Origin of the sequence: Plantactinospora sp. WMMC1484, assembly GCF_049315195.1 — a bacterium.
Taxonomy (GTDB): Bacteria; Actinomycetota; Actinomycetes; order Mycobacteriales; family Micromonosporaceae; genus Plantactinospora.
In genome coordinates, this window is sequence record NZ_CP186055.1 from 6,242,743 (window position 1) to 6,265,191 (window position 22,449).

The following is a 22,449-nucleotide window of genomic DNA, read 5'->3' on the forward strand; positions in this document are numbered from 1 at the left end:
ACAACGGGAACCGGACGACGGAGGAGATGGAGGAGGTCGGCATGGTCGGGGTGGGCTACACGCTGATGTGTGAACAGACCGGACCCAAGGAACTGGTCGACCAGGCGATTCGCGCGGAGCAGGCGGGCTTCGACTATCTGGTCATCTCCGACCACTACTACCCCTGGCTGGCCTCGCAGGGCCACTCGCCGTACGCCTGGTCGGTGCTTGGCGCGGTCGCCCACGCCACCTCCCGAGTGAAGTTGATGACCTTCGTGACCTGTCCCATCCGCCGCTACCACCCGGCCGTGGTGGCGCAGAAGGCGGCGACGATCGGAGTCATGTCCGACGGCCGGTTCACCCTCTCGCTCGGCGCCGGGGAGAACCTCAACGAGCATGTCGTCGGCGCCTGGCCCTACGTCCACCAGCGGCACGAGATGTTGGAAGAGGCCCTGCAGATCATCCGTCCACTGCTCGACGGGGACAACCTCTCCTACTCCGGCAACCACTTCGAGGTGCCCGAGGCGTACCTCTGGGACCGGCCGGCCACGCCGGTCCCGATCGCCCTGGCGGCCTCCGGGCCGCATTCGGTCGACCTCGTCACCGAGTACGCCGACGCGCTCGTCGTCGACAACCCGGACGCGGGCGTGGTCAAGATGTACGACGAGCGCGGCGGCGCCGGTAAGCCGCGGTACGGACAGGCGGCGATCTGCTACGGCCCGGACACGGACGACTGCCGCAAGACGGTGCACGACCAGTGGCGGTGGGCCACCCTGAACTGGTCGGTCAAGGCGGAGCTGCCCGGTCCGGAGTCCTTCGTCAGCGCCACCGAGGCCGTCCGGCCCGAGGACGTCGGGCAGACCGTGCCCTGCGGACCGGACCCGGAGGCACACGTCGCGGCGTTCCAGAAGTACGTCGATGCCGGCTTCACCGACGTGGCGGTCATACAGGTCGGAGTCGACAGCCAGCCGATGTTCCTGGACTGGGCCGAACGCGAACTGCTCCCCCGACTCCGCGAGCTCTGATCACCGTGCGGATCGGTCGGGTCGACGTCCGCCCGCTCGGCGGTGGGCCGGGCTGCCTGCTGATGATCCTGATCTCGATACTCGGTTCGATCGCGCTGACCGTACTGGTCAACGTGGCCCTCCGCTGAGTGTGAGCCCGGCCTTGCGGGATCGCCCGCCGCTGCCCGGGGCTCGCCCGGCGTTTCGGGCGATCCTCCCGGCGGCCCGGGTCAGCTGTCCCTGGCTCTGCCCCGGCGGCTCGACCAGGCTCGGCCTCAGGCAGTCGCACGGCTGTCGCGCGGCGACGCGACGGAGACGAGTATGCGGTTCGAGATCCTGGGTCCCCTGTCGGTCGAGATTGCCGGTGCTCCACTTCGAATCCGGAGCGCGCGGGTGTCGACCCTGCTCGCGACCCTGCTCCTGGAGGCGAACCGGACGGTGCCGACCGACCGCCTGATCGAGGCGGTGTGGGGCTGGCACGCCCCGTCGACGGCCCGCTCCCAGCTCTCCATCGTCGTGTCCCAGTTGCGTCGACTGCTCCTCCGGGCGGGTGCGCCCCGGCCGGTGGTGTTCACCGAGACGGCCGGCTACCGGCTCGTCGTGACGGTCGGCGAGGTCGACGCGCTCCTGTTCGAACAGCACGTCACCGAGGCGGAGCGGGCGGTCGCCGCCGGCCGGCCCGCCGAAGCCGTCGCGTCGTTCAGGTCCGCGCTCGGGCTGTGGCGGGGACCCGCGCTGGCGGGGGTGGGCGGCGGGCTGGTCGGGACGGCAGCGACCCTGCTCGCCGAGCGTCGGGCCGCGATCCAGGCCCGCTGCATCGACCTCGAACTCGCCCTCGGCCGGCACGCCGACCTGGTCACCGAGCTGGTAGGGCTGATCATCGGCGACCCGTTCAACGAGCGGTTGCTCGAGAGGCTGGTGCTCGCGCTCTACCGGTGCGGTCGGGTGACCGAGGCGCTGGCGACCTACCAGGGCTTCCGGCAGCGGTTGGCCGACGAGGTCGGCATCGAGCCGGGCCCGAGGCTCGCGGCGCTGCACCGCCGGATCCTCAACCGGGATCCGGCACTCGACCCACCAGTGGCAACACTCGACCCACCAGCGGCAGTCCACCCGCCGGGGGTGGCGCTCCGCCACCGCGCGGATGACATCGGATCCCGGCCCGAAGGTGCCGGATCGCAACCCGGAGATGCCGGATCGCAGCCCGGAGATGCCGGATCGCCGCCGGGAGACGCCGACCCCCGGCCGGCGCGCGTCGAGCCGCGTCCGGGAGGTGCCGACCCCCGGCCGGCGGACGCGGAGCCGCGTTCTGGAGGTGCCGAGTCGAATCGGCCGGGGCGGCGACCGGGCGGCCCACCGGCCCGCCGTCGGATGGCGGGCCGGCCGCCGCGCCGACCGGGCGGAATTCCCCGGCGCCCCGGCGGGCAACCGGGTGGGCCGGCCCGCCGTCGCCCCAGCGGCCAGGACACGACGGCCGCGCAACCGGCCGCAGAGCTGCCGGCGACGCCCCGACAAGTGCCGCCCGCGGTAGCGGACTTCGTCGGGCGGGAGCCGGAGCTGTCCCGGATCCGGTGCCTCCTCGACAGCGACGCCGACAGGTCCGGGCCGGCCGTGGTGGTCGTGCACGGTCGACCCGGAATCGGCAAGACCACGCTGGCGATCCGGGCGGGCCGGGATCTCGACAGGAGTCATCCGGACGGCTGCCTCTACGCCGACCTCGTCGCCGGAGACGGCGTACCGGTGGATCCGCACGACGTGCTCGGTGCCTTTCTGACCGCCCTCGGGGTAGCCGAGGGAGCGGTTCCGAGCGGGCGCACCCAGCGGCGCGACCTGTACCGGTCGATGGTGGCGGGGCGCCGGCTCCTGGTGCTGCTCGACGGTGCGGTCGAGGCAGACCAGGTACGACCGCTGCTGCCCACCGGAGCAGCCTCGGCGGCGTTGGTCACCGCGCGGCGTCCGCCGGCCGGTCTGGACGGGGCCCACCTGGTCGCGCTCGACGTGCTGCCGGTCGAGCCGGCGGTACGGCTGCTGGCCGCCATCGCGCCGGAAGGGGTGGCCGGCGACCTTCCGGCCGCGCACCGGGTGGTGCAGCTCTGCGACCGACTCCCGCTGGCGATCCGGGTCGCCGGAAACCGGCTCGCGGCTAGCGCAGACCGGTCGCTGGCGCAGACCGCCGAACGACTGTCCGACGGAGTACACCGGCTGGACCGGCTCGCCGACGGCGATCGGGACGTACGGCGAGGGCTGCTGCACGCGTACCTGGGGCTCGACACGGCTCCGGCGACGCTGCTCCGGCGCGTCGGCACACTGCCGGTGGCCGAGTTCCCCGGCTGGCTCGCCGTCCCGCTGCTGGACAGCGACCGGAGCACCGCCGAACGGGCCCTCGCCGACCTGGTGGACGCCGGACTCGTGCATCCCGTACCGGACCGCCGCACCGGACTGCCCCGATACCGGGTGCCCGAGCTGGTCCGGCTGTACGCCCGGGAGCGGGTCGACTCCGACGATCCACCGCCGTTGCGGGCGACCGCACACCGGCGGGCGTACTGGTGGCTGCTCGACCTGGCGCTGCGGGCCGACAGGCAACTGCCCGAACAGCTCTTTCCGGCGGGCGCGCTCGGCCTGCCGCCGCGGTACGGGCCGGACACCGAACTCCTGCACGCCGTCGACGCGGACCCGCTCGGCTGGCTCACCGCCGAACGGCACCTGGTGGTCGGTGCCGCCGGGCAGTCTGCCCGGGTCGGCGACACCGAACTGGCCTGGCGACTCGCCGTGGCGCCGACGAACTTCCTGTACCTGCGCGGGCTGGTCGAACTGTGGCAGCGTGCCCTCGAACACGGGCGCGCGGCCGTGCCCGACCGGTCGGCCGGTGGCCGTGGCCCCGCCGGCCACGGCAGGAGCGGTGCCGGCCTCGCGCAGGCTCTGCTCTCGCTCAGCAACGCCCTCCTGCTGCTTTCGGGGGCCGAGACGGCGGCTGCCTGGACGGCGGCCCGTAACGCCCGGCGGCTCTTCGACGAGCTGGACGATCCGAGCCGGGCTGCGGCCTGCGCGACGGTCGGCTGGCTGGCCGGCCAGCCGCGAAGCGGCGGTCCTGCGACAAGTTTGGCCGACCCGCACACCGAGCCGACCGGGGCGTATACGTCGACCGGGACGCCTCGGGAGCTGGCGGGTGCGCGGCCCGCGCCGGTCGCCGGGGCACGCACGAGTCCGCTGGGCGAGCGCGATGTCACCCGGCTCGGCACCGACGGGGCCGCGCCGCCGAGGACGGCGGGGACCCTGCGGGGTATCGTCCGGCGGATCGGCGTCGCACCGCGTGTGGTCCCGAGCCGCTGTCCCACCGAGCAGCCCGAGCCGCTGCCGCGCCGGACGGGTGGCGGCCATCCCGCGCCGCGCCCTGCGCCGGCCCCGCGAGCACCGCAGGGTTCGCTAGCACCGCAGGGCCTGGGAGCGCAGCCCCGGACGACGGCCGGACAACCCCCGGAGGCTCTCTCAGCTGCCCGGCAGCCGCCGTAGCCGAAGGACCCTTCCCGACCACGACCACCAGCAGACCCGTGCATGTGTCGTTCCTGAGTGGCGGTTTCAGTCTGGGTGGGTTCAGCGGTGTTTCAGCCTGAGTGGGTTCAGCGGTTCAGTCCCCGGAGTCGGCCGACACCGACCGGCCGCTTAGACCGGCGCCTGCGGGAACCGGCAGGCGCTCCGGATCGGGGTGGAAGAGCCGGGGGCCACCGACGCGCAGCCGGACCAGGAACGCCAGTTGCCCGGCCGGATCGGGTATGCCGGTGAATGACGATGCTGACCCGTCGAACGACGATGCCGGGCCGTCCCACGACGATACCGGCTGGGCCCACCACCCGTCCGTGAGCGCCGACCGGGACAGCACCGTCGCCGACGTACTCGTGCCGGCCCCACCGGTCGTCCAGCAGCTCGCGGCGACCGCCTCGGCCCAGCCGGCGTACCTGAGGTCGCCGGTGGCGCGGGCGAGGTCGAGCAGGAATTCGCCGTCATCGGCCGGTCCCGCGCCGTCCCCGGGCACGGATCCGTCCCGCCCCAGCTCGTCCGCCGGACCGGGGCCGCCGTACCGGCTCCACCGGCCGCGAATCACCGACCTGGCCGCGGCCACCGCGGTATCCCGGTACCGGACGTCGCCGGTGTGCAGGTACGCGCGGCACAGGAAGGAGCCGATTCCGGCCGGGTCGTCCGAGCGGGCCGGCCAGTGCGGCGCGGCGCCGGAGCGCGGGTGTGGCCAGCGGGCAGCCCCGTCGACGCACCGGGCGGCGTCCAACAGGGTCTCCGCGCAGCGTATGGCGGCGGCGGTCAGATCCCTCCGGCCGAGCAGCTGCCCGACGGCGAGCAGGAACCCGCCGATCCCGGCGGTGCCGTGCCCGAGGTCGTACGAGCGGTGCCCGGCGCGTACGGACTTGAACGAGGGATCGACCGTCCACAGCATCGCGCCGCCGGGGTCGACCGTGTCGAGCAGGTGTCCGGCGGCCGCCGTCACCCTGTCCCGCAGCGCCGGAAGGTAGGTCTGCTGCCACAGATGTAGCAGGCCGGTGCCGAGGCCCGCGACACCGTGCCCGAGCCCCGGGTCCGGCCAGCGCACCGGCAGCCCGAGCGCCAGTTCCACGGCCCGGTCCAGAAGGTACGGCCGGCCGAGCAGCCGCCCGGCGTCACAGAGCGCCCAGACGGCGGCGGCGCAGCCGGCGGAGAGTCCCGGCAGCCGGTGCTGGTCCCGGTCGAGGGAGCACAGCAGCCGGTCCAGCAGGAGTTCCAGCACCCGTGCCGTCCCGCCGGGGCGATCGGGTCGACTGCCGGCCACCCCGACGGTGACATCGAGCTGTTTCTCTGCCACCACCAGCCGGGTCAGCGCCCCTACCGAGCGGGCGACGCCGGCGCAGTTGCGGTCGAGGCCGATCTGCCACTCGGGCCCGCTCGACCGCCAGATCGGCCGGTACGGCTGGCGGCCGTTCCGGCCGTTCCGGCCGTGCCGGGCATACCGGCCATTGCCGGTCAGGGGCGTACGGCGGACCGCGCCGGCATCGGGCCGGCCGCCGGGCGCGAAGACGGGACCCGGCTCGGGTGCCGCACCGAGCCGGGCCACGATCTCCCCGACCAGCCCTCGCCAGGCCGGCTCGGGCAGTGCCCGCGCCTCCGAACGGGCCACCGGCCGGGGCCCGGAGTCAGAGTCACCTCGGCCGCCGCCGATCCCGGGGCCGGAGTCGGTGCCCTGTGCCGCATCCCGTCCAGACGCGCTCGCCTGGCGGGACGCGCTCGCCTGGCGGGACGCCTCGGCGCAGAGCGTGATCACCTCGTCCAGGCCGATCCGGGCGGCCGGTTCCGAGCGCAGCAGACCGGTGACGATCCGGTGCAACGGTGCCGGCACGGGCAGTCCACCGAGGGACGGCTCCAGCAGCTCGCCCACCCACTCCTCCGGTGGCCGTACCGCCGGCGTTCCTAGGCCGGCCGGGGAGACCCGTCCGGCCAGCCACAGCGCCACCATGCCGAGACTGAACAGGTCGGCCACCGGATCCGGCTGCACGTCCCGCCACTGCTCGGGAGCGACGAACCCGACCGAGCCGGAACACCGAATGTCGTGGTAGGACCAGTCGTCCGGTCCACCGGTGCGCAGCGCCGCCAGCTCCAGGTCGACCAGCCGGAGTTCCCCGTCCGGCAACAGCAGCACGTTCTCCGGCGCCAGGTCCCGGAGCACCACCCCGACGGAGTGCACCGATCGGAGCAGTCGGGCCAGCCGGACCAGAAGGTCGTACCAGGCCGGTCGATCGCGACCCGCCGTCACGGGGTCCGGGGCGTCGGCGTGGAGCGGGCGACCCGGCAGCAGTTCCTCGACGAGAAACCGGTGGTCACCGTGTACGAATTCGCGCAGTGGCCGGGGCGTCACGCCGAGCGGAAGCAGGTGCCGCAGCACCCGTGCCTCGTGCCCGAGCAGGTCGCGCACATCCCGGCCACGGGTGTCGGTGCCGACGTACGGCCGCGCTTCCTTGATCAGCACTGCGACGCCGGTACGTAGGTCACGCGCCCGGTAGACGCCGCCCTTGTTCGCCTGCCGGAGGGCACCGCTCACCGCGTACCTGCCGCCGATCAGCACCCCGGCGGGTCCGGTCGGGTCGACAGGCCCCCACGACGCTGTCGACCCGACCGCCCCCGTTGACCCGACCGCCCCCGCCGGCTCCGCCAGGCCCCCCGACCCGGCGGTACCCCCCGACCCCGCAGGCTCCCCCGACCCGGCCGGGCCCCCTGAATCGGCCGAGCCCCCCGACCGATCAGGTACCCCCGGCCCGGCCGGGCCCCCCGGCCCGCCCCCCGCGGACCCGGCCGTCCCCGCCGACCCGGCGACCGGATCGGCGGCGGACGTCCCCAAGACCTGCGTCGGCGCGACCGACCGCCACGACGCGGTCACCTCACCCGGCGCGGTCACCCCACCCGGACCACTCAGCCCGCCCTGATCGAACGGATCGCCTTCCACGCTCAGTCCGCTCAGTCCGCTCAGTCCGCTCAGTCCGCTCAGTCCGCTCAGTCCGGCCGGACCGAGCGCCGCGGTGAACGCCGCCGGCTCCGATCGCCCCGGCAGCGGGCCGAACGGTAGTTCTACCCAAGCCGGGGGCGGGGCGCCTGGCTCGCACCGGTCCTCGACCAGATGGCCGTCCGGATCGACCAGACAACGGCGGTACCGCCCGTCGTTGTCCAGCAGCCCGATGCCGGAGAAGGCGCCGTACCGGTAGTGCACCACCCCGCCCAACCGGTACGGCCGGTCCGAGAGGACGGCCGGCCCCACCATCCCCACCGTCGCCTCGTCGAGCCGCTTCGCCAGCTTCCGGAACACCTCGTCGCTCACCGGGTACGCGGTCAGAAACTTCCCGGACCTTGCCCGCGACGCCCGTGGACCGTTCAGTGCCGCGAGGCCCGCCGCGGTGGCGACGAAACCGAACGCGGTAGCGGTCTCGACCAGCACCGGTACGCAGGCGGCAAGGACCTCTGCCGCGTTCCGTGGCGTAGCCGACACGTGCAGCTTCCACCCCTGCACCCGGTTGTCCGGCACCGCCGGTGCGACCAGGGTGCGTCCGCCCCGCTGCCGGACGGTCCAGCCCGCGAGACTGAGCCGCTCCAGCAGAGGGGTGACGAGGGCGGCCGGCTCGCACTGCCCGGAGCGCGCCGCGTCGGTGACCGGGACATGGAACTGCCCGCGCGGCGGCCCGACGCGACCGGAAGTCCGGCTCGCGATGACCGATGACTCGGGCGTCATGCGTCTCCCCATCTCGCGGTTGATGAACTGCCGGCCGTGGTGAGTGGCGACCGGCACCGCCGACGAGCGTGCCGGTACGGCGTATCGTCCGGGCATCGAGCGGATATCGAGCACCCGCAGGACACGGGCGGACGCTCCGCCGACCCGGAACAAGCGCCGAACCCCCTCCTCCGGTCGGGTAAGCGTCCGGGACGCGGTCGGGTACCGGACCGTAGGCAGACGTGACGAATTTTCCCGAGTGGACTGGGACACCGGTCCCGGGCTTCCGGGACGCCGGACGGGACATGATGCGTTGCCGACGGAGGATCCCGCGCCCCGTTGAAGACCGGGCCTAGGCTGCGGGAGGAAAACCGTCGCCACCAGCGCCTGAACCGTCGAGATTGGATTACGAGGGGAGTGTCATGACCGCTAAGCCGATTCGCCCGGTTCCGGGTACGGAGATCGAACCGATCGTCATCGCCAGCGACAACAGCTTCGCGCACGCCTACGGCAGCGTGGCCGAGATGCTGGGCGAGAAGGACATCGGCGCCAAGGCCCAGGGCGGCCTGGAGTTCTTCGACAAGGCGGGCCGCCGGCTCGCCCCGGTGCTCAGCCACGCCTGGGAACTGGAGGGATTGGTGCCCACGCTCGACGATCCCGAGCCCGAGCTGATCCAGGAGCGGCTGCGGGCCGTGGTCCAGCACGTCGGGGACTACATCCGCCGGCACCCGGAGATCGTCGCCGACTCCGGACTGACCCCCGAGGGGGCGATCCAGTCGCTGCCGCAGCTCGGTGGCGGCACGCTGGCCGAGGATGCCGCGCACTTCCCGGGTGGCGACGCGCCCTCGGGTGGCATGCGGCTGATGGACCGGGGCGGGTGGTTCCACAACTCACTGCACGCCGCCGGCTGGACACACTGAAAACTTGATCGGACAGGGGTCAAAGGGGTGACGTCCACCGAGGACACCACGGGACGATGGTCCGTACGCCGGATCGGCGCACTCGTCGGGGCAGCGATCGTCGTCGCGCTCGTGGTGACCGGGCAACTGATCAGTTCCCGCGGGCTGTGGGTCGAACAGACCGGAGAGACCGCGGTGATCGCGCTCACGTTCACCACGATGGGCGCGCTGGTGCTGGTCGGAACACCCGGCCATCTCGTGGGCCGGCTCATGCTCGCCGCCGGGGGGGCGGCGAGCGTGGCCGTGCTCACGGAAAGTTGGGGAGCATGGCTGCCGCTGGCCTGGCTGAGCCAGTGGACCTGGTGGCCACCGTACGGGCTGATTATCCTTGCCCTGCTGTTCTTCCCGGACGGGCGACTTCCGTCACCGCGGTGGCGGCCGGTCGCCGTGGTGATCGTGGCCTCGGCGACCATCGCCGCCCTCGCTTTTGCGATCGCCGCCCTGGACGATCCCTACAGCCTGGTCAGCGACCCTGAACCGGCCCCGACGCAGACGGCCCGGACGCTGGTCCTGGTCGCGCTACTCGCCATCGGCGTGACGGTGCTCGGGCTGATCGCGGTGCTCGTCTCGCTGGTGCTGCGCTGGCGCCGCGCCGACGGTGAGGTCCGGGCTCAGTTGGCCTGCCTGCTGGCGGCGGCGATCCTGCTGCTGCTCGGGCTCGTGCTGGAGGCTATCAACCTCCCGGGAGCCTGGTTGATCATGGTGGTGGCGCTGCCGATCGGGATGGCCGTCGCGGTGCTGCGTTACCGGCTCTACGGGCTGGACCAGGTCATCAACCGCACCATCGTCTGGCTGGTGATGAGCCTGCTGGTGATCGCCGCCTTCGTCGGGCTCATCGCTGTGCTGCGTGACCTGGTGATGTCGGGCAGCACCTCGAACGCCTCGCTGGTGGCGACCGGGCTGATCGCGGTCGCCTTCGAACCGGCCCGGGGCCGCGTGCAGCGGGGGGTCAACCGGCTGCTCTACGGCGACCGGGACGACCCGTACCAGGTGATCGCGCGCCTCGGCGACCTGCTCGGCCGCACGGTCGAGCCGGGCGCGGTGCTGCCGCTGCTGACCGGCACCATCGCCCGGTCGCTGCGGGTGCCGCACGTGGCGGTCGAGGTCGAGGGGCGGGAGGGGCCCCGGGTCCTCGCCGCGCACGGCACCGCGAGCACCCCGGTCGAGGCGTTCGACATGGTCACCCGGGGGGAACGGGTCGGCCGGCTGCTGGTGGCGAACCGGAGCGTGACGAGCCGGTTCACCCCGGTCGAGCGGCGTCTGCTCAACGACCTGGCGCTGCACGCGGCGGTGGCGGCCGACGCCGTGCGGCTCATCCACGACCTTCAGGAGTCCCGGGAGCGGCTGATCACCGCCCGTGAGGAGGAGCGCCGGCGGCTCCGCCGCGACCTGCACGACGGTCTCGGCCCGACCCTGGCCGGCATGGCCATGCAGGTCCGGGCGGCGCACAAGCTGGTCGCCGGGCAGCCCCGGACCCTCGGGATCCTCGACGCGCTCGCCGCGGACCTGCAGACCTGCACCGCCGAGGTACGCCAGCTCGTCGACCAGCTCCGACCGCCGGCGCTCGACCGGGGACTCGCCGCGGCGCTACGCAACGAGTGCGCCAGGTTCGACAGCCAGAACCTGTCGGTCCGGTTGCAGGTGGACGGCAACCTCCAGGGGCTGCCGGCGGCGATCGAGGTGGCCGCGTACCGGATCGTCGCGGAGGCGCTGAACAACGTGACGCGGCACTCGCAGGCCAGCACCTGCCAGGTCAACGTACGCCGGGACCGGGCGATGACGGTGGAGATCATCGACGACGGCGTGGGGCTGGGCCCGCGTCGGCCGGGCGGCGTCGGCCTCGATTCGATGCGGGAGCGCGCCACCGAGCTCGGCGGGGAATTCGACATCACCCCGACGGATCCGCACGGTACGTCCATCCGGGTGCGCCTGCCGTTTCAGCCAACCACGCCCGACCCGGCGACCGGCACCCCACCGCACGACCGTCCGGCTACTCTCGACCGGGCGGCCACCGATCCACCCGGCACGGAACGTCCCGCCGCCGACCGCACGGGCAGCGACACGGGGACCGATTCCGACTCCGGCGGCCCGGACGGCCGCTGGGCGGTAACCCACCGATCCGCCGAGGCCGACCCGGAGTCGGGACTGCCAGAGCCGCATGGCGGGCTGCCAGAGCCGCATGGCGGGGTGACACAGCCGCGCAGCGGGGTGACACAGCCACGCAGCGGGATGACACAGCCACGTGGCGGGGTGACGGAGCCGCGCAGCGGGGTGACACAGGCCGCCGGCAGCGCCTCGCCGACCGCCGACCGCCAGACACCGGACAGCGGCGCGGACCGGGTCGGCTAGCCCGCTACGCTGAACCCGCGATGGACGGGCGGTCGCGCGGTTCCAGCTCTCTGCCGGGAGCCGCTGCCATCGCCGGAGAACGCGGCGTGCGTGCAGAGGCGGCGACGAGCATGGTGCACGGTGGACGGATCCTTATCGTCGACGACCACCCGGTGGTGCGTCGTGGGCTGCGCACCATGCTGGAGGGCGAGCCCTGGGTGAGTGAGGTCTTCGAGGCCGCCACCTGCGCCGAGGCGGTCAGCGCCGCGGTAGGCGAGCGGATCGAGGTGATCGCGATGGACGTGACGCTGCCAGACGGTGACGGCGTCGACGCCACCGCGCGCATCATCCACTCGCGCCCGGAGACCAAGGTGCTGATGCTGACGATGGCGAACGACGAGGAGATCGTGGCTCGGGCACTTCGCGCCGGAGCCCGCGGCTACGTGTTGAAGGACACCGACCCGGACGCCGTCATCGACGCGCTGCGTACCGTCGCGCAGGGTGGTGTGGTGCTCGGGCCGGGGATCGGGCCGTCGGTGCTCACCGCGCTCAACCGCGGACCGGCCGAGCTGCCCGCACCGTTCAACCAGCTCACCTCCAGAGAGCGGGACATCCTCGGCCGGCTCGCCTTCGGCGACACCAACGCGAAGATCGCCCGGCACTTCGGGCTCAGCGAGAAGACCGTACGCAACCAACTCTCCGCGATCTTCGCGAAGCTCGGCGTCGCGGACCGGGTGCAGGCGGCCCTGCTCGCCCGCGACGTCGGGCTCGGCACCTGAGCCAGCCGGTCAGCGCAGCCGCATGTCGAAGTCGACGACCAGCGGATAGTGGTCCGACGCCGTCTCTGCCGACCCTCCGGTGACCACCCGCGGCTCGTCCGCCAGCCGGGCCAGCGGCGGTGTGCCGAAGAGATAGTCGAGCCGCATGTCGGTGAACTCCACCCCACCGCCGCCGCTGGTCGGCACGGTCTTCGGCGGCTCGTGCCCCGGCTGTCCCGCCGCCCTCTCCTCGGCTCCCGAACCGCCCTCGCGTACCGGCCAAAACAGGTCCACGAATCCCGCCCGGTGCAGCGCGGCGATCACCCGGGTGTCCACCGTCCTGCCGTCCGGCAGCAGGTGCCTCCCCCGGTACGCCGGTGGAAGCCCGGCGATCCGCTCGGTGTGCCGGCCGTCCGGATCGAGCGAGTTCAGGTCGCCCATCAGCAGCACCAGCCGGTCCGGGAGCGGCCTGCGGTCCGGCCCGCCCCGGCCGGCCGCGCCGACCAGCCAGCCGGCCTCGCGCAGCCGGCGCCGCCCGGAGTACGGATGCAGGTGCGTGCCGAGCACGGTCAGCGGCCCCCGGTCGGTCCCGAGCACGACCCGCTGCGCCCCGTGGTGGAACGGCCGGCGGACCGGCGCAGCCGCCTCGACCTCGACCGGCGGCCGCACCAGGATCGCCACCGGCTGCCCGAACCACCCCCCGGCCAGATGGGCCCGCATCCCGAGCCGCCGCGCGATCTCGTCGAGCCGGCGGCGGTCCCTGCGGAAGCCCCGGAGCTCCTGTAACGCCAGCACGTCCGGCCGCTGCTCGGCGACGACCCGGAGCAGCCGGTCGAGTCGGGCTGGATCGGCACCGTCCCAGCCGCCGTTCTTGATGTTGTACGTCATCGCTCGCATACCACCGTCCCCCGCTCCGCATCGACGGGTCAGTCCCGCCGGGCCGACCGGACCAGCTCGTCGTCGAGGTCGGACAGCTCGGCCGGAGCCTGCGGATGGGGGTCAGCGGCGGCGGTTTCCCCGGTGTGCTCGGTCAACTCCTCGTTGGGGCGTACCACCAGCCAGAGCAGGCCGATCCAGAGCCCGGTGAGCAGCATGGCCCCGACGAAGTCGCTGGGATGGTGCATCCCACGGTAGATCCGGGAGGCGGCGACGACCAGCGGCATGACGACGGCGAGCGCCACGGTCAGCCAGCGCCACCTGCTGTCGGTACGCGGCATCACCAGCAGGGCGATCGCCAGCCAGAGACACATGGTCGCCGCGATGTGCCCGGAGGGAAAGGACGAGGTCGGCAGCGGGCCGTCGAGGTGCGGGACGTCGGGGCGGGGCCGGCCCACCGCGTGCGACGACGCGAGGAAGAGGCTCAGCTCGCCGAACATGGTCAGCGCGACGAAGAGTACCGGGCGCCAGCGCCGCCAGAAGGCCAGGGCGAGCGGGCAGAAGACGAGCGAGACCAGCAGGATCGCGTGGGTGTTGCCGGCCATGCTGGCGAGATGACTGACCTGGTTGAGCGTGTCGGTGCGGTGCGCGGCGAACCACGCCGGCACCTCCCGGTCGAGCGTCTCGACGAACGTGCCATCGACGTAGTAGCTGACCAGCATGCCGAAGGCGTACAGCGCCCCGAAGACCAGTACCCAGCCGGTGAGCACCTCGGCGACGGCAGCCCGGGGGTGCGGCAGCACGTGTTCCTCGGCCGGTGCCGGTGCGATCTCCCGCCCCGCCTCCGGCTCCAGTCCGGCGACGAGCGGCCGGAGCGGGCGGCCCCGCTCGCGGCGCCACAACCGGAAGGCGTACGCGGTGACGCCCAGCCAGGCGAGCCCGAGCAGCCAGCCGGCCACGACGTCCGAGACGTAGTGCACGCCCAGCGCGATCCGGGTCAGCCCGACCGCCAGGACGACCGCGATCACGACGGCGATGGCCAGCCGGTGCCAGCGGGGCCGCATCGCGGGCAGGAAGACCAGCAGCAGCGCGCCGTAGGCGACGATCGACCCCAACGCGTGCCCGCTCGGGAAGCTGTTCCCGGGCGCCGAGGCGACCGGGATGTCGACCATCGGGCGGAGCCGGCCCACCAGCTCCTTGAGCGAGGGGTCGAGCAGCAGGGCGCCGACGCCGGTGACGATGAGAAAGACGGCGAGCCGGCCCCGTCGGCGGATCAGCAGGCCCACCACGGCGATGGTGACCAGCCAGAACATGATCGGCCGACCGCCGAGCGAGCTGACCGCCCGGAGCACGGTGACCAGGTCGCCGTTTGCCGAGACCACCCGGTTGAACCAGGCCGCCGTCTCGTGGTCGACGGCGTGCAGCGGCTCCCAGCGGAGGCGGACCAGCAGCAACAGCACGCCGAACCCGACGCCGGCGCCGGTGACCAGGGCCCAGCCGGCCAGGCTCCGCTCGGCGAAGTGTCCGATGGGACGCCGCAAGACTTCGCTGACCGTGGCCACGCCAGAACTCCCTTCGTCCTGGCCAGCCCGGTACCCGCCGCGCGGAGGGCCTACACCCCGTCAGGCGTCGTGCGGCTCCCCCGCGCCGACGGCACCGGTCACCCGCTCACCCGCGGGCCGGGGCGCGGACACGGTTCGGCCGAGCTCCCCGGCCGGATCGATGTCGGCCACGTCGGCGTGTCCCGGCACGCGGTCGGGGTCCCGCCCGTCCGGCCCGGCCTCGTCACGATCGGGATCCCGCCCCTCCGGCCCGGCCTCGTCACGGTCGGGATCCCGCCCCTCCGGCCCGGCCTCGTCACGGTCGGGATCCCACCGGTCCGGCTCGGCCGGTTCGTGGTCGCCGAGGCGCAGCGCCTCCAACTGGGCGGCGAAGGCGAGGCCGCCGAAGAGCGCGATCCCGGTCAGGTTGGCCCAGAGCAGCAGCGCCATCATCCCGGTCAGCGCGCCGTAGGTGGCGCCGAACGCGTCGCTGTAGGAGACGTAGCCGGCGAGCAGCACGCTCGCCAGCCACCACAGCGCGATGCTGAATCCCGCTCCGAACAGCAACCAGGACAGGCCCGGTTGCCGGCGCCGCGGCGCGTGCCGGAACAGCACCGCCACGGCGAAGACGGTCAGCCCGAGGCTCAGCGGCCACCGGACCAGGTCCCAGGCGAGGTGCGCCGGCGGCCCCCACCAGTCGTAGTGCCGCTCCATCGAGCGGCCCAGCTCGCCGCCGCCGACCAGGATGAAGAAGCCGGCCAGCGCCGGTGCTCCGGCCGTGAGCGCCAGCACGGCGGCGCGGACGTACTTCGCGAACGCCGGCCGGTCCCGCTCTACACCGTAGATCCGGTTGGCCCCGCGTTCCACCTGGGCCATCGTCGTCGTCAGCGCGACCAGGCCGGTGAGCAGGCCGAGGGCCAAGGCCAGCTCACCGGCGTCCTCGGTCTGCTCCGAGTCGACCAGCAACTCCGTGACCACCCCGTCGCTGGCGCCCGGCGTCAGCGCGATCACCGTGTCCGCGACGACCAGGCCGCCCTCGTCCGCCCCGAGGTCGCTGATCAGACCGGCCAGCGCGATCAGGAACGGCACCACGGCCAGGCAGAGCTGCAGGGCGAGCGCCCGGGCGTGGCTGAACGCGTCGCCGTACCGGAACCGGATGAAGGCGTCCCGGACCAGGTGCCAGCCGCCGTACCGGCGCAGGGCGTGCCAGGCGTCGTCGGCGGAGAGCTCCTCGTCCGCCATGCACCGCGTCTCGGGGACCAGCCGGGTACTGCTCACCGTGCTGCCTCAGTTCGTGACTGCGGGGCTCGCAACCCCGGCTCACTCCTCGCACTCACCGTGCTGCCTCAGTTCGTGACTGCGGGGCTCGCAACCCCGGCTCACTCCTCGCACTCACCGTGCTTCCTCGACCCGGCGCTCGCCCCGCTCCCCTGCCGCGTCGGCGTCCACCGACAGGTCCGGTTCGGTCTCCGGTTGCGGTACGCAGAGCCAGAGCGCCTGCGGGCGTACCGACACCTTCAGCGAGCGGCCGGGGGGAATGAGGTCGCCGTCCAGTTCCCGCGGTTGGGCCTGGTTGCTGGTGATGACCACGCGCCGGCCGCGCAGCACCTCCATCCTGGGCACCCGCCGGCGGCGCCGCAGCACCGCCCAGCCGAGGGAGAGCCAGTGGTTGAGGGTCCGTGGCGTGAGCACCGCGACGTCCAGATAGCCGTCGTCCGGCTCGGCCTCGGCGAGCAGCCGTACGCCACCCTGCAGGCGCCCGACGTTGGCCACCAGGACCGTCCGGGCCCGGCGCCGCAGGGGCGGGTCGTCGTCGATCCGGATCGACACCCGCATCGGCCGGTCCCGCAGGTGCCGCAGCGCCCCCATCACGTACGCCGGCCAGCCGACCCGGGCCTTCGTCGTCTCGGAGGTGTCGGAGAGCATCTGGGCGTCGAAGCCCATCCCGGCCATCACCACGAAACACTGGTCGCCACAGGCACCGACATCGATGCGCCGCCGGCCCCGTTCCACGGCGACCTCGACACCGGCGACCAGGTCGTCGGAGAGTCCCAGGTTGGCGGCGAGCAGGTTGCCGGTGCCCGAGGGGAGGATGGCCATCGCCACATCGGTGTCGACCAGGGCACCGACGCAGGACATCACGGTGCCGTCGCCACCGCAGACGAAGATCACCTCGGCGCCGGCCTCGATCGCCGCCCGCGCCTGGCCCTGGCCCGGATCGTCCACCGTCGTGGTGAACCAGTCCGGTTCCGGCCAGCCCGCTGCGGCCAGCACCTCGGTGACGGTCCGGCGCAGCCCGTCGAGGTCGGGCTGCTTGGCCGGGTTGACCACCACGGCAGACCGCGGGCCGCCGGCACCGCCCGTCCGGTGCACGGCCGTCGCACCCTGGGTACGTCCCTCTCGCGCCTTCACGGCCGCCAGTGTGCAGCAGCTTGCCGCCGGGGGCGAGCCGGACGGAGGTGACGTGTCGCGCACACCGGCGACGTACCGGCGCCGCCCAGCACGCCGGCCACTACAGTGAACCCCCCGACCCGCAACCGAGAAGGGCCCGACAGTCACATGGTCGATCCGCCGCTGGCACCAGAGGAAGCGGCCTCCACCGGCGGCGAGCGGGCGGTGTGGGAGGCGTTCCTCGACTGCCAGCGGCGAGAGGTCGCCGAAAAGATTGCCGGGGTGTCGGAGGAGGATGCCCGACGCCGGCTGGTGCCGTCGCTGACCACCCTCGGCGGGCTGCTCAAACACCTGTCGGCGGTGGAGCGGAGCTGGTTCCAGCGCCGGCTGGCGTCGCGGGAACCCGCCGACATCGCCGGTTGGGTCGACGGCGGCGACCCGAGCTGGACCCTCGGCCCCGACGACACCGTCGAGCGGCTGCTCGCCGAGTACGCCGAGGCGTGTGAGGAGTCGCGCCGCGTCGCCGCCCGGTCGGCCCTCGACTACTCGGTGCCGCATTCCCGGCTGGGCCGGGTCTCGCTGCGCTGGATCTACGCCCACATGATCGAGGAGACCGCCCGGCACGCCGGGCACGCCGACATCCTCCGCGAACAGCTCGACGCCGCCCGGCCGACCCGCTGAGCCCTCACCGACCCGCTGAGTCCTGACCGGCGGGATCCGGCCCCGAGCAGTCGGGGTTCTCAGGCCGCCCTGTCGCCGAAGGAGCGCAGGGTCCGACGGCGCAGCTCGGCGAGATCCACCCCGGCCTCGGTCAGCACCAGCGCGGCCAGCCCGTTGCCCTCCCGGACCAGGCCGAGCAGAATGTGCTCGGCGCCGATCTCCCGGTGCCGCAGGTTGACCGCCTCGCGCAGGGCCAACTCCAGCACCGTCCTCGCCCGGGAGGAGAAGCGGTTGGAGAGTTCCCAGCCGCGGAACGGCCAGCGCCGGGACGGCCGCGACGGCGGCCCCTCCAGCGCCCCCTCGCCGAACGACTCCTCGAGCTTGGAGCGAACCGCCGCCAAATCGATGCCGATCGACAGGAGCGCCTCCGCGTCGCGGTCGCCGAACTCCGCGGTGCCGCGCCCGACCTTCCGGTCGATCACCTCGGTCACCAGCTCGGTGTGCACGCCGGCCTCGTGCAGCAGTCCGGCAACCGAACTCGTCTTCTCGTCGACCAGGGCCAGCAGTAGGTGCTCGGTGCCGACCGTGCGGTGACCCAACCGCTCCCGCGCCGCCACCGCCCCACGGACCACCTCCCGGGCCTGCGCCGTGAACCGCTCGAACATCACTGCCCTCCCTGGGTACTCGCCGGCGCCCGGCCGGCGTGCTTCTTGTGGACTCCCTGCCTGCTGACCTCGAGTGCGTCGGCGATCTCCTGCCATGACCAGCCCTGCCGCCGGGCGTTGTCGACCTGGACGATCTCCAGGCGCTCCAACAACCGGCGCAGGGCCACCACCGCGCGCAGCCCGACCCGTGGGTCGGTGCTGCCGGCCGCCGCCGCCAGATCCGTTGCCTGACTCATGCTGTCAACTTAGGTTGACAGCACGGCGCTTGTCAACCGCAGTTGACAACAGGGAGGCGAGCCGCCGGTCAGGCCGTCCGTTGCCGCTGCCGGTAGCTGCGGGTCTTGGCGCGGTTGCCGCAGACCGCCATCGAGCACCAGCGCCCGCCGCCGCTGCGGGAGACGTCGTAGAAGACCCAGCGGCAGTCGGGCGCGGCGCAGATCCGCAGCCGGGCCCACGATCCACTCACCACGGCGGTGGCAACGGCCTCGACGATCGGCGCCAGCCCGGCTGCACCGGTCGCGGCGAGCCGCAGCGCCCCCTCTGCTCCCGGAACGAGATGCAGCGGGAAATCGACGAAGACCGCCACCGTCTCGCGTTCCGGCGCCGCCGCGAGCAGGGCCTGCCGCAGCGCGGTACGCAGCCGTATGCCCTCGGCCAGGTCGGCCTGGCGCAACCGGGTGCCGGCCGGCAACAGACCGTGCCCGGCCAGCCATTCCGACAGTGCGGCGGGTGAGGCGAGGCGGTCGCCCCCGGCGTGTGCGGTGCCGTGCCGGCGGAACGTCCGTTCGTCGACGGTGTTGAGGAACTCCTCGATCAGGCGCATGCCGTCGGGCATCTGGGAACGCTCGGTCACGACACCACCATAGCCCCAAGCCGGTGTTGACAACCACGACACCATTGTTATCGTTCACTGGTGTCTGAGACTGAGCTGGAACCGTTCACCCTGCACGTTCGCGAGCCGGAGCTGGAAGATCTGCGACGGCGACTGCGCGACACCCGGTGGCCCGCGCCGATCCCCGGGCCCGGCTGGACGGCCGGCGCCGAGCCGGAAACCATGGCACACCTGGTGCGGTACTGGGCCGACGGCTTCGACTGGCGCGCCCAGGAGGCAGCCGTCAACGCCCTGCCACAGTTCACCGTGCCGGTCGGCGGTGCCCGGATACATCTGGTCCGACTGCACGGCGAGGGCAGCCGGCCGATGCCGATCGTGCTCACCCACGGCTGGCCCAGCACCTTCCTGGAGCTGACCCGGCTCGGCGACCGGCTCGCCAACCCGAGCCGGTACGGCGGCGACCCGGCCGACGCCTTCGACGTGGTGATCCCGTCGTTGCCCGGGTTCGCCTTCTCCGAGCCGCGGCCGGGATGGCCCGCCGAGCCGCCCACCCACGAGCTGTGGCACACACTGATGCACGACGTGCTCGGATACGAACGCTACGGCGCGCACGGCGGTGACCTCGGCGCCGGAGTGAGCAGCCGGCTGGCCGCCGCACACCCGGAGAGCGTGGCCGGCCTGCACCTGCTGGCCGCGATGAACCCGCCGGTCGCGCCGGACGAGCCCCTCGGCGACGACGAGCGGGACCACCTCGCCCAGATGGCGCTGTGGCACGCCGAGGAGGGTGGCTACGAGCACCAGCAGCAGACCAGACCCCGCACGCTCGCCCACGGGCTCAGCGACTCCCCGGCCGGGCTGCTCGCCTGGATCGTCGAGAAGTACCGGGCGTGGAGCGACTGCGGCGGCGACCTGTCGGCCGCGTTCACCGACGACGAGATCCTCACCCAGGCGAGTGTCTACTGGTTCACCAACACGATCGCCACGTCGTTCCGACCCTACGCCGAATACCATCGCTTCGGCCGGGACTCCTGGCGGCGGGTGGAGGTGCCGACCGGCATCGCCGTGTTCCCGTACGACCTGACGCGCCCGCCACGCAGTTGGGTGGAGCGCACCTACCGGCTCACCCGCTACACCGCCATGCCGCGCGGCGGCCACTTCGCGGCACACGAGGCACCGGACCTGCTCGCCACCGATCTCGCCGCGTTCTTCCGCGACCTGCGCTGACTGTGCGGCTGGCCGGGCGATCCGCTCCGCACCCCGGAATCGGGATGAGAACGCCGGTTCGTGGTGATTCGTATATACCGCCCAGGCCGGTAACCAAACCCTGCTAACGTCGCCGCCATGCACCGTAGCCCTGTGACGGGTCCGGACCGGATGCCCGCCGAGGGCGACGTCGCCCGTAGTTATCCGCTCGCCGGCCATCGCCTCGAAGCCGCCGGCGGCAGCCGGGTGGGGAAGCGCTACTCGGCCAACTTCGACGTGCTGCACCTCGATCCGGTGCTGCCCTTCGTCGCGGTGGCCGACGGAATGGGCGAAGGGCGGGGCAGCAGCATCGCCGGCGGCACCGCGATGGAGACGATGGTCGCCGGGGTGCGGACCGCAGCGCCCGACATCGGGCCCGAGCAGCTTCGCGCGGCCATGGCCGAGGCACAGCTCGCGGTCCGAACGGCAGCCGCCGACCTGCCCGAGCTGACCGGCTGCACCTTCACCGGTCTGGTCGCCACCACACCCTTCGCGGAAACGGGATCTCGGCACGGCGCACCGATCGCCCGGTCGGCACCGGGCAGCGACGATCGGGTCCGGTCGGGCGAGCCCTCCGGCCCGCTTCCCGCCTGGATCGTGCAGATCGGCGACTCGCGCGCCTACCGGCTCCGGGACGGCCTGCTCGAACTGCTCACCGTCGACCACACCGCCGCCTGGCTCGGCGCCGTCTACGGCTGGTATCCGGCGGACTCCCCGGAGGCAGCCGCCGCGCGCTACCAGCTCACCCGCTACGTGGGTCACCCGAGCATGCCCGAGCCGGACCTGCTGCACGTCACGCTCCGCCCCGGCGACGTCTACTGTCTCTGCACCGACGGGGTCGCCGAGCAGCTCGACTACCAGCGGCTGGCCAGCCGCCTCGGCACGGGCGCCGGGCTCGCCGAGATGGTCCGGGGGATCCTCGCCGACACGCTCGTCGCGGGCGGCCGGGACAACGCCACGATCGCCGTACTCCGGGTCGGGCGCTGACCGACCATCCACTGTGCGGCCGCAGTACGCCGTACCGGGCTACCCCGTTCCGGTCCCCTGCACCGCGATGCCCGGTTACCCTCGACAGGTGCGGACGATACGCGACCCGGCCGGTGCCGGGCCGGTGGCCGAGGTGACCGCGGGGCGGCGGTGAACGCCCCGTCGGACGCCCTGGTCGTGGTCGGGGTCGACGACTCCCGGCTCAGCCTGAGCGCCGTACGACTGGCGGCCCGGGAAGCGGCCCTGCACTCCCGCGCGCTGCGCATCGTGCACGCGTTCAACTGGGCGGCGAACCCGTCGGAACCGATGCCGGAGGAGCCGCGCCGGCCCGCCGAGGAGTTGCTGGAGCGGGCCCTCGGCACCGCCAGGCGTGTCCAGCCGGAGATCGAGGTCACCACCGCACTCATCGAGGGGCCGGTGATCACCACTCTGCTCCGCGAGTCGGGTTCGGCCGCGCTGCTGGTGATCGGTGACGGCGGACTGGCCCTGGATCCCGACGTACCGGCCGACTCCGACGCCACCTCGGTGCAACTCGCCGCCCGCGCCGGGTGCAGCGTGCTGGTGGCCCGGGAGACGCCCCCCTCCAGCGGGCCGGTACTGGTCGGCGTGGACGGCTCGGCCAGCTCGCTCGGCGCCCTCGACTACGCCTTCGACACCGCCGCCCGGCACCGGACCGACCTGGTCGTGGTGCAGGTCTGTGACCCGGACGGCGCGACCGGCGGCCCGCCACCCGAGATCGTCGAGCAGCTCGCCGAGGCGGTGGCGCCGTGGCAGCGGAAGTATCCCTCCGTCCGGGTCGACCAGCAGGTGCGGCTCGGCGACCCCGAGTCCGCGCTGGTGCAGGAGACGCGCCGGGCCGAACTCGTGGTGGTCAGCGCCCGCGGCGACGAGCCCTGGCGCGGCATGCTCGGCGCGGTGAGCCAGGCGATGCTCTACCACGCGCCGACCCCGGTGATCGTGGTACGCGGCGCGCACGGCCTCTACGTGCAGGAGTGA

General features: G+C 73.3%; 18 protein-coding genes. 10 read left to right on the plus strand and 8 right to left on the minus strand.

The features are described 5' to 3' along the window. Window positions 1-41: 41 nt before the first annotated feature. From ACN28C_RS26915 to ACN28C_RS26925, 3 genes are all read left to right on the plus strand, one after another. Window positions 42-1,004 carry a TIGR03557 family F420-dependent LLM class oxidoreductase gene (locus ACN28C_RS26915; RefSeq protein WP_422774824.1) on the plus strand — a complete coding sequence of 321 codons (963 nt, stop codon included), beginning with the start codon at window positions 42-44 and terminating at the stop codon, window positions 1,002-1,004. A 5-nt stretch (window positions 1,005-1,009) separates the two neighbouring features. Next, window positions 1,010-1,132 carry a hypothetical protein gene (locus tag ACN28C_RS26920; RefSeq protein WP_422770304.1) on the plus strand — a complete coding sequence of 41 codons (123 nt, stop codon included), beginning with the start codon at window positions 1,010-1,012 and terminating at the stop codon, window positions 1,130-1,132. Between the two features lie 244 nt (window positions 1,133-1,376). Continuing rightward, window positions 1,377-4,490 (plus strand): BTAD domain-containing putative transcriptional regulator, encoded by a 3,114-nt coding sequence (locus ACN28C_RS26925; RefSeq protein WP_422770305.1) that lies wholly within the window; start codon window positions 1,377-1,379, stop codon window positions 4,488-4,490. A gap of 115 nt (window positions 4,491-4,605) precedes the next feature. On the opposite strand, the gene ACN28C_RS26930 is transcribed toward ACN28C_RS26925, so the two are convergent. Beyond that, window positions 4,606-8,235: a protein kinase domain-containing protein gene (locus ACN28C_RS26930; protein ID WP_422770306.1), complete on the minus strand. Its 3,630-nt coding sequence runs from the start codon at window positions 8,233-8,235 to the stop codon at window positions 4,606-4,608. A gap of 401 nt (window positions 8,236-8,636) precedes the next feature. Here ACN28C_RS26930 and ACN28C_RS26935 point away from each other — a divergent pair, with 401 nt between their 5' ends. The 3 genes from ACN28C_RS26935 (at window position 8,637) to ACN28C_RS26945 (ending at window position 12,280) form a co-directional block, all read left to right on the plus strand. Next, on the plus strand, window positions 8,637-9,134 hold the full coding sequence (locus ACN28C_RS26935; RefSeq protein WP_422770307.1) for a hypothetical protein: 498 nt from the start codon (window positions 8,637-8,639) through the stop codon (window positions 9,132-9,134). A 27-nt stretch (window positions 9,135-9,161) separates the two neighbouring features. Then, complete coding sequence (locus ACN28C_RS26940) at window positions 9,162-11,522, plus strand: histidine kinase (RefSeq protein ID WP_422770308.1); 2,361 nt, start codon at window positions 9,162-9,164, stop codon at window positions 11,520-11,522. An 86-nt stretch (window positions 11,523-11,608) separates the two neighbouring features. After that, window positions 11,609-12,280: a response regulator gene (locus tag ACN28C_RS26945; protein ID WP_422770309.1), complete on the plus strand. Its 672-nt coding sequence runs from the start codon at window positions 11,609-11,611 to the stop codon at window positions 12,278-12,280. A 9-nt stretch (window positions 12,281-12,289) separates the two neighbouring features. On the opposite strand, the gene ACN28C_RS26950 is transcribed toward ACN28C_RS26945, so the two are convergent. From ACN28C_RS26950 to ACN28C_RS26965, 4 genes are all read right to left on the minus strand, one after another. After that, window positions 12,290-13,156, minus strand: coding sequence for an endonuclease/exonuclease/phosphatase family protein (locus ACN28C_RS26950; RefSeq protein ID WP_422770310.1), 867 nt, complete (start codon window positions 13,154-13,156; stop codon window positions 12,290-12,292). A 29-nt stretch (window positions 13,157-13,185) separates the two neighbouring features. Then, window positions 13,186-14,697 (minus strand): phosphatase PAP2 family protein, encoded by a 1,512-nt coding sequence (locus ACN28C_RS26955; RefSeq protein WP_422770311.1) that lies wholly within the window; start codon window positions 14,695-14,697, stop codon window positions 13,186-13,188. Between the two features lie 60 nt (window positions 14,698-14,757). After that, window positions 14,758-15,954 carry a YhjD/YihY/BrkB family envelope integrity protein gene (locus tag ACN28C_RS26960; protein ID WP_422770312.1) on the minus strand — a complete coding sequence of 399 codons (1,197 nt, stop codon included), beginning with the start codon at window positions 15,952-15,954 and terminating at the stop codon, window positions 14,758-14,760. A gap of 114 nt (window positions 15,955-16,068) precedes the next feature. Beyond that, a complete protein-coding gene (locus ACN28C_RS26965) occupies window positions 16,069-17,049 on the minus strand; it encodes a diacylglycerol/lipid kinase family protein (protein ID WP_422774825.1) in 981 nt (326 codons plus the stop codon). Window positions 17,050-17,235: 186 nt separating this feature from the next. Between ACN28C_RS26965 and ACN28C_RS26970 the strand changes: the two genes are divergently transcribed. Beyond that, window positions 17,236-17,748 carry a DinB family protein gene (locus ACN28C_RS26970; RefSeq protein ID WP_422770313.1) on the plus strand — a complete coding sequence of 171 codons (513 nt, stop codon included), beginning with the start codon at window positions 17,236-17,238 and terminating at the stop codon, window positions 17,746-17,748. A 59-nt stretch (window positions 17,749-17,807) separates the two neighbouring features. Here the strand turns inward: ACN28C_RS26970 and ACN28C_RS26975 are convergent, their stop codons facing one another. The 3 genes from ACN28C_RS26975 to ACN28C_RS26985 all read right to left on the minus strand — a co-directional run bounded on the left by ACN28C_RS26975 (window position 17,808) and on the right by ACN28C_RS26985 (window position 19,245). Continuing rightward, entirely contained in the window at window positions 17,808-18,392 is a 585-nt protein-coding gene (locus ACN28C_RS26975) for a Clp protease N-terminal domain-containing protein (protein ID WP_422770314.1), read from the minus strand. Further along, window positions 18,392-18,628 carry a helix-turn-helix domain-containing protein gene (locus ACN28C_RS26980; RefSeq protein WP_422770315.1) on the minus strand — a complete coding sequence of 79 codons (237 nt, stop codon included), beginning with the start codon at window positions 18,626-18,628 and terminating at the stop codon, window positions 18,392-18,394. The genes ACN28C_RS26975 and ACN28C_RS26980 overlap by 1 nt, the downstream gene beginning before the upstream one ends. A 68-nt stretch (window positions 18,629-18,696) precedes the next feature. After that, window positions 18,697-19,245, minus strand: a complete 549-nt coding sequence (locus tag ACN28C_RS26985; RefSeq protein ID WP_422770316.1) for a CGNR zinc finger domain-containing protein — start codon at window positions 19,243-19,245, stop codon at window positions 18,697-18,699. 60 nt (window positions 19,246-19,305) lie between these two features. Between ACN28C_RS26985 and ACN28C_RS26990 the strand changes: the two genes are divergently transcribed. The 3 genes from ACN28C_RS26990 (at window position 19,306) to ACN28C_RS27000 (ending at window position 22,449) form a co-directional block, all read left to right on the plus strand. Further along, on the plus strand, window positions 19,306-20,448 hold the full coding sequence (locus ACN28C_RS26990; protein ID WP_422770317.1) for an epoxide hydrolase family protein: 1,143 nt from the start codon (window positions 19,306-19,308) through the stop codon (window positions 20,446-20,448). A gap of 117 nt (window positions 20,449-20,565) precedes the next feature. Continuing rightward, the gene (locus tag ACN28C_RS26995) at window positions 20,566-21,453 is read left to right on the plus strand and encodes a PP2C family protein-serine/threonine phosphatase (RefSeq protein WP_422770318.1); all 888 of its coding nucleotides are present in this window, start codon (window positions 20,566-20,568) and stop codon (window positions 21,451-21,453) included. 150 nt (window positions 21,454-21,603) lie between these two features. Then, window positions 21,604-22,449 carry a universal stress protein gene (locus ACN28C_RS27000; protein WP_422770319.1) on the plus strand — a complete coding sequence of 282 codons (846 nt, stop codon included), beginning with the start codon at window positions 21,604-21,606 and terminating at the stop codon, window positions 22,447-22,449.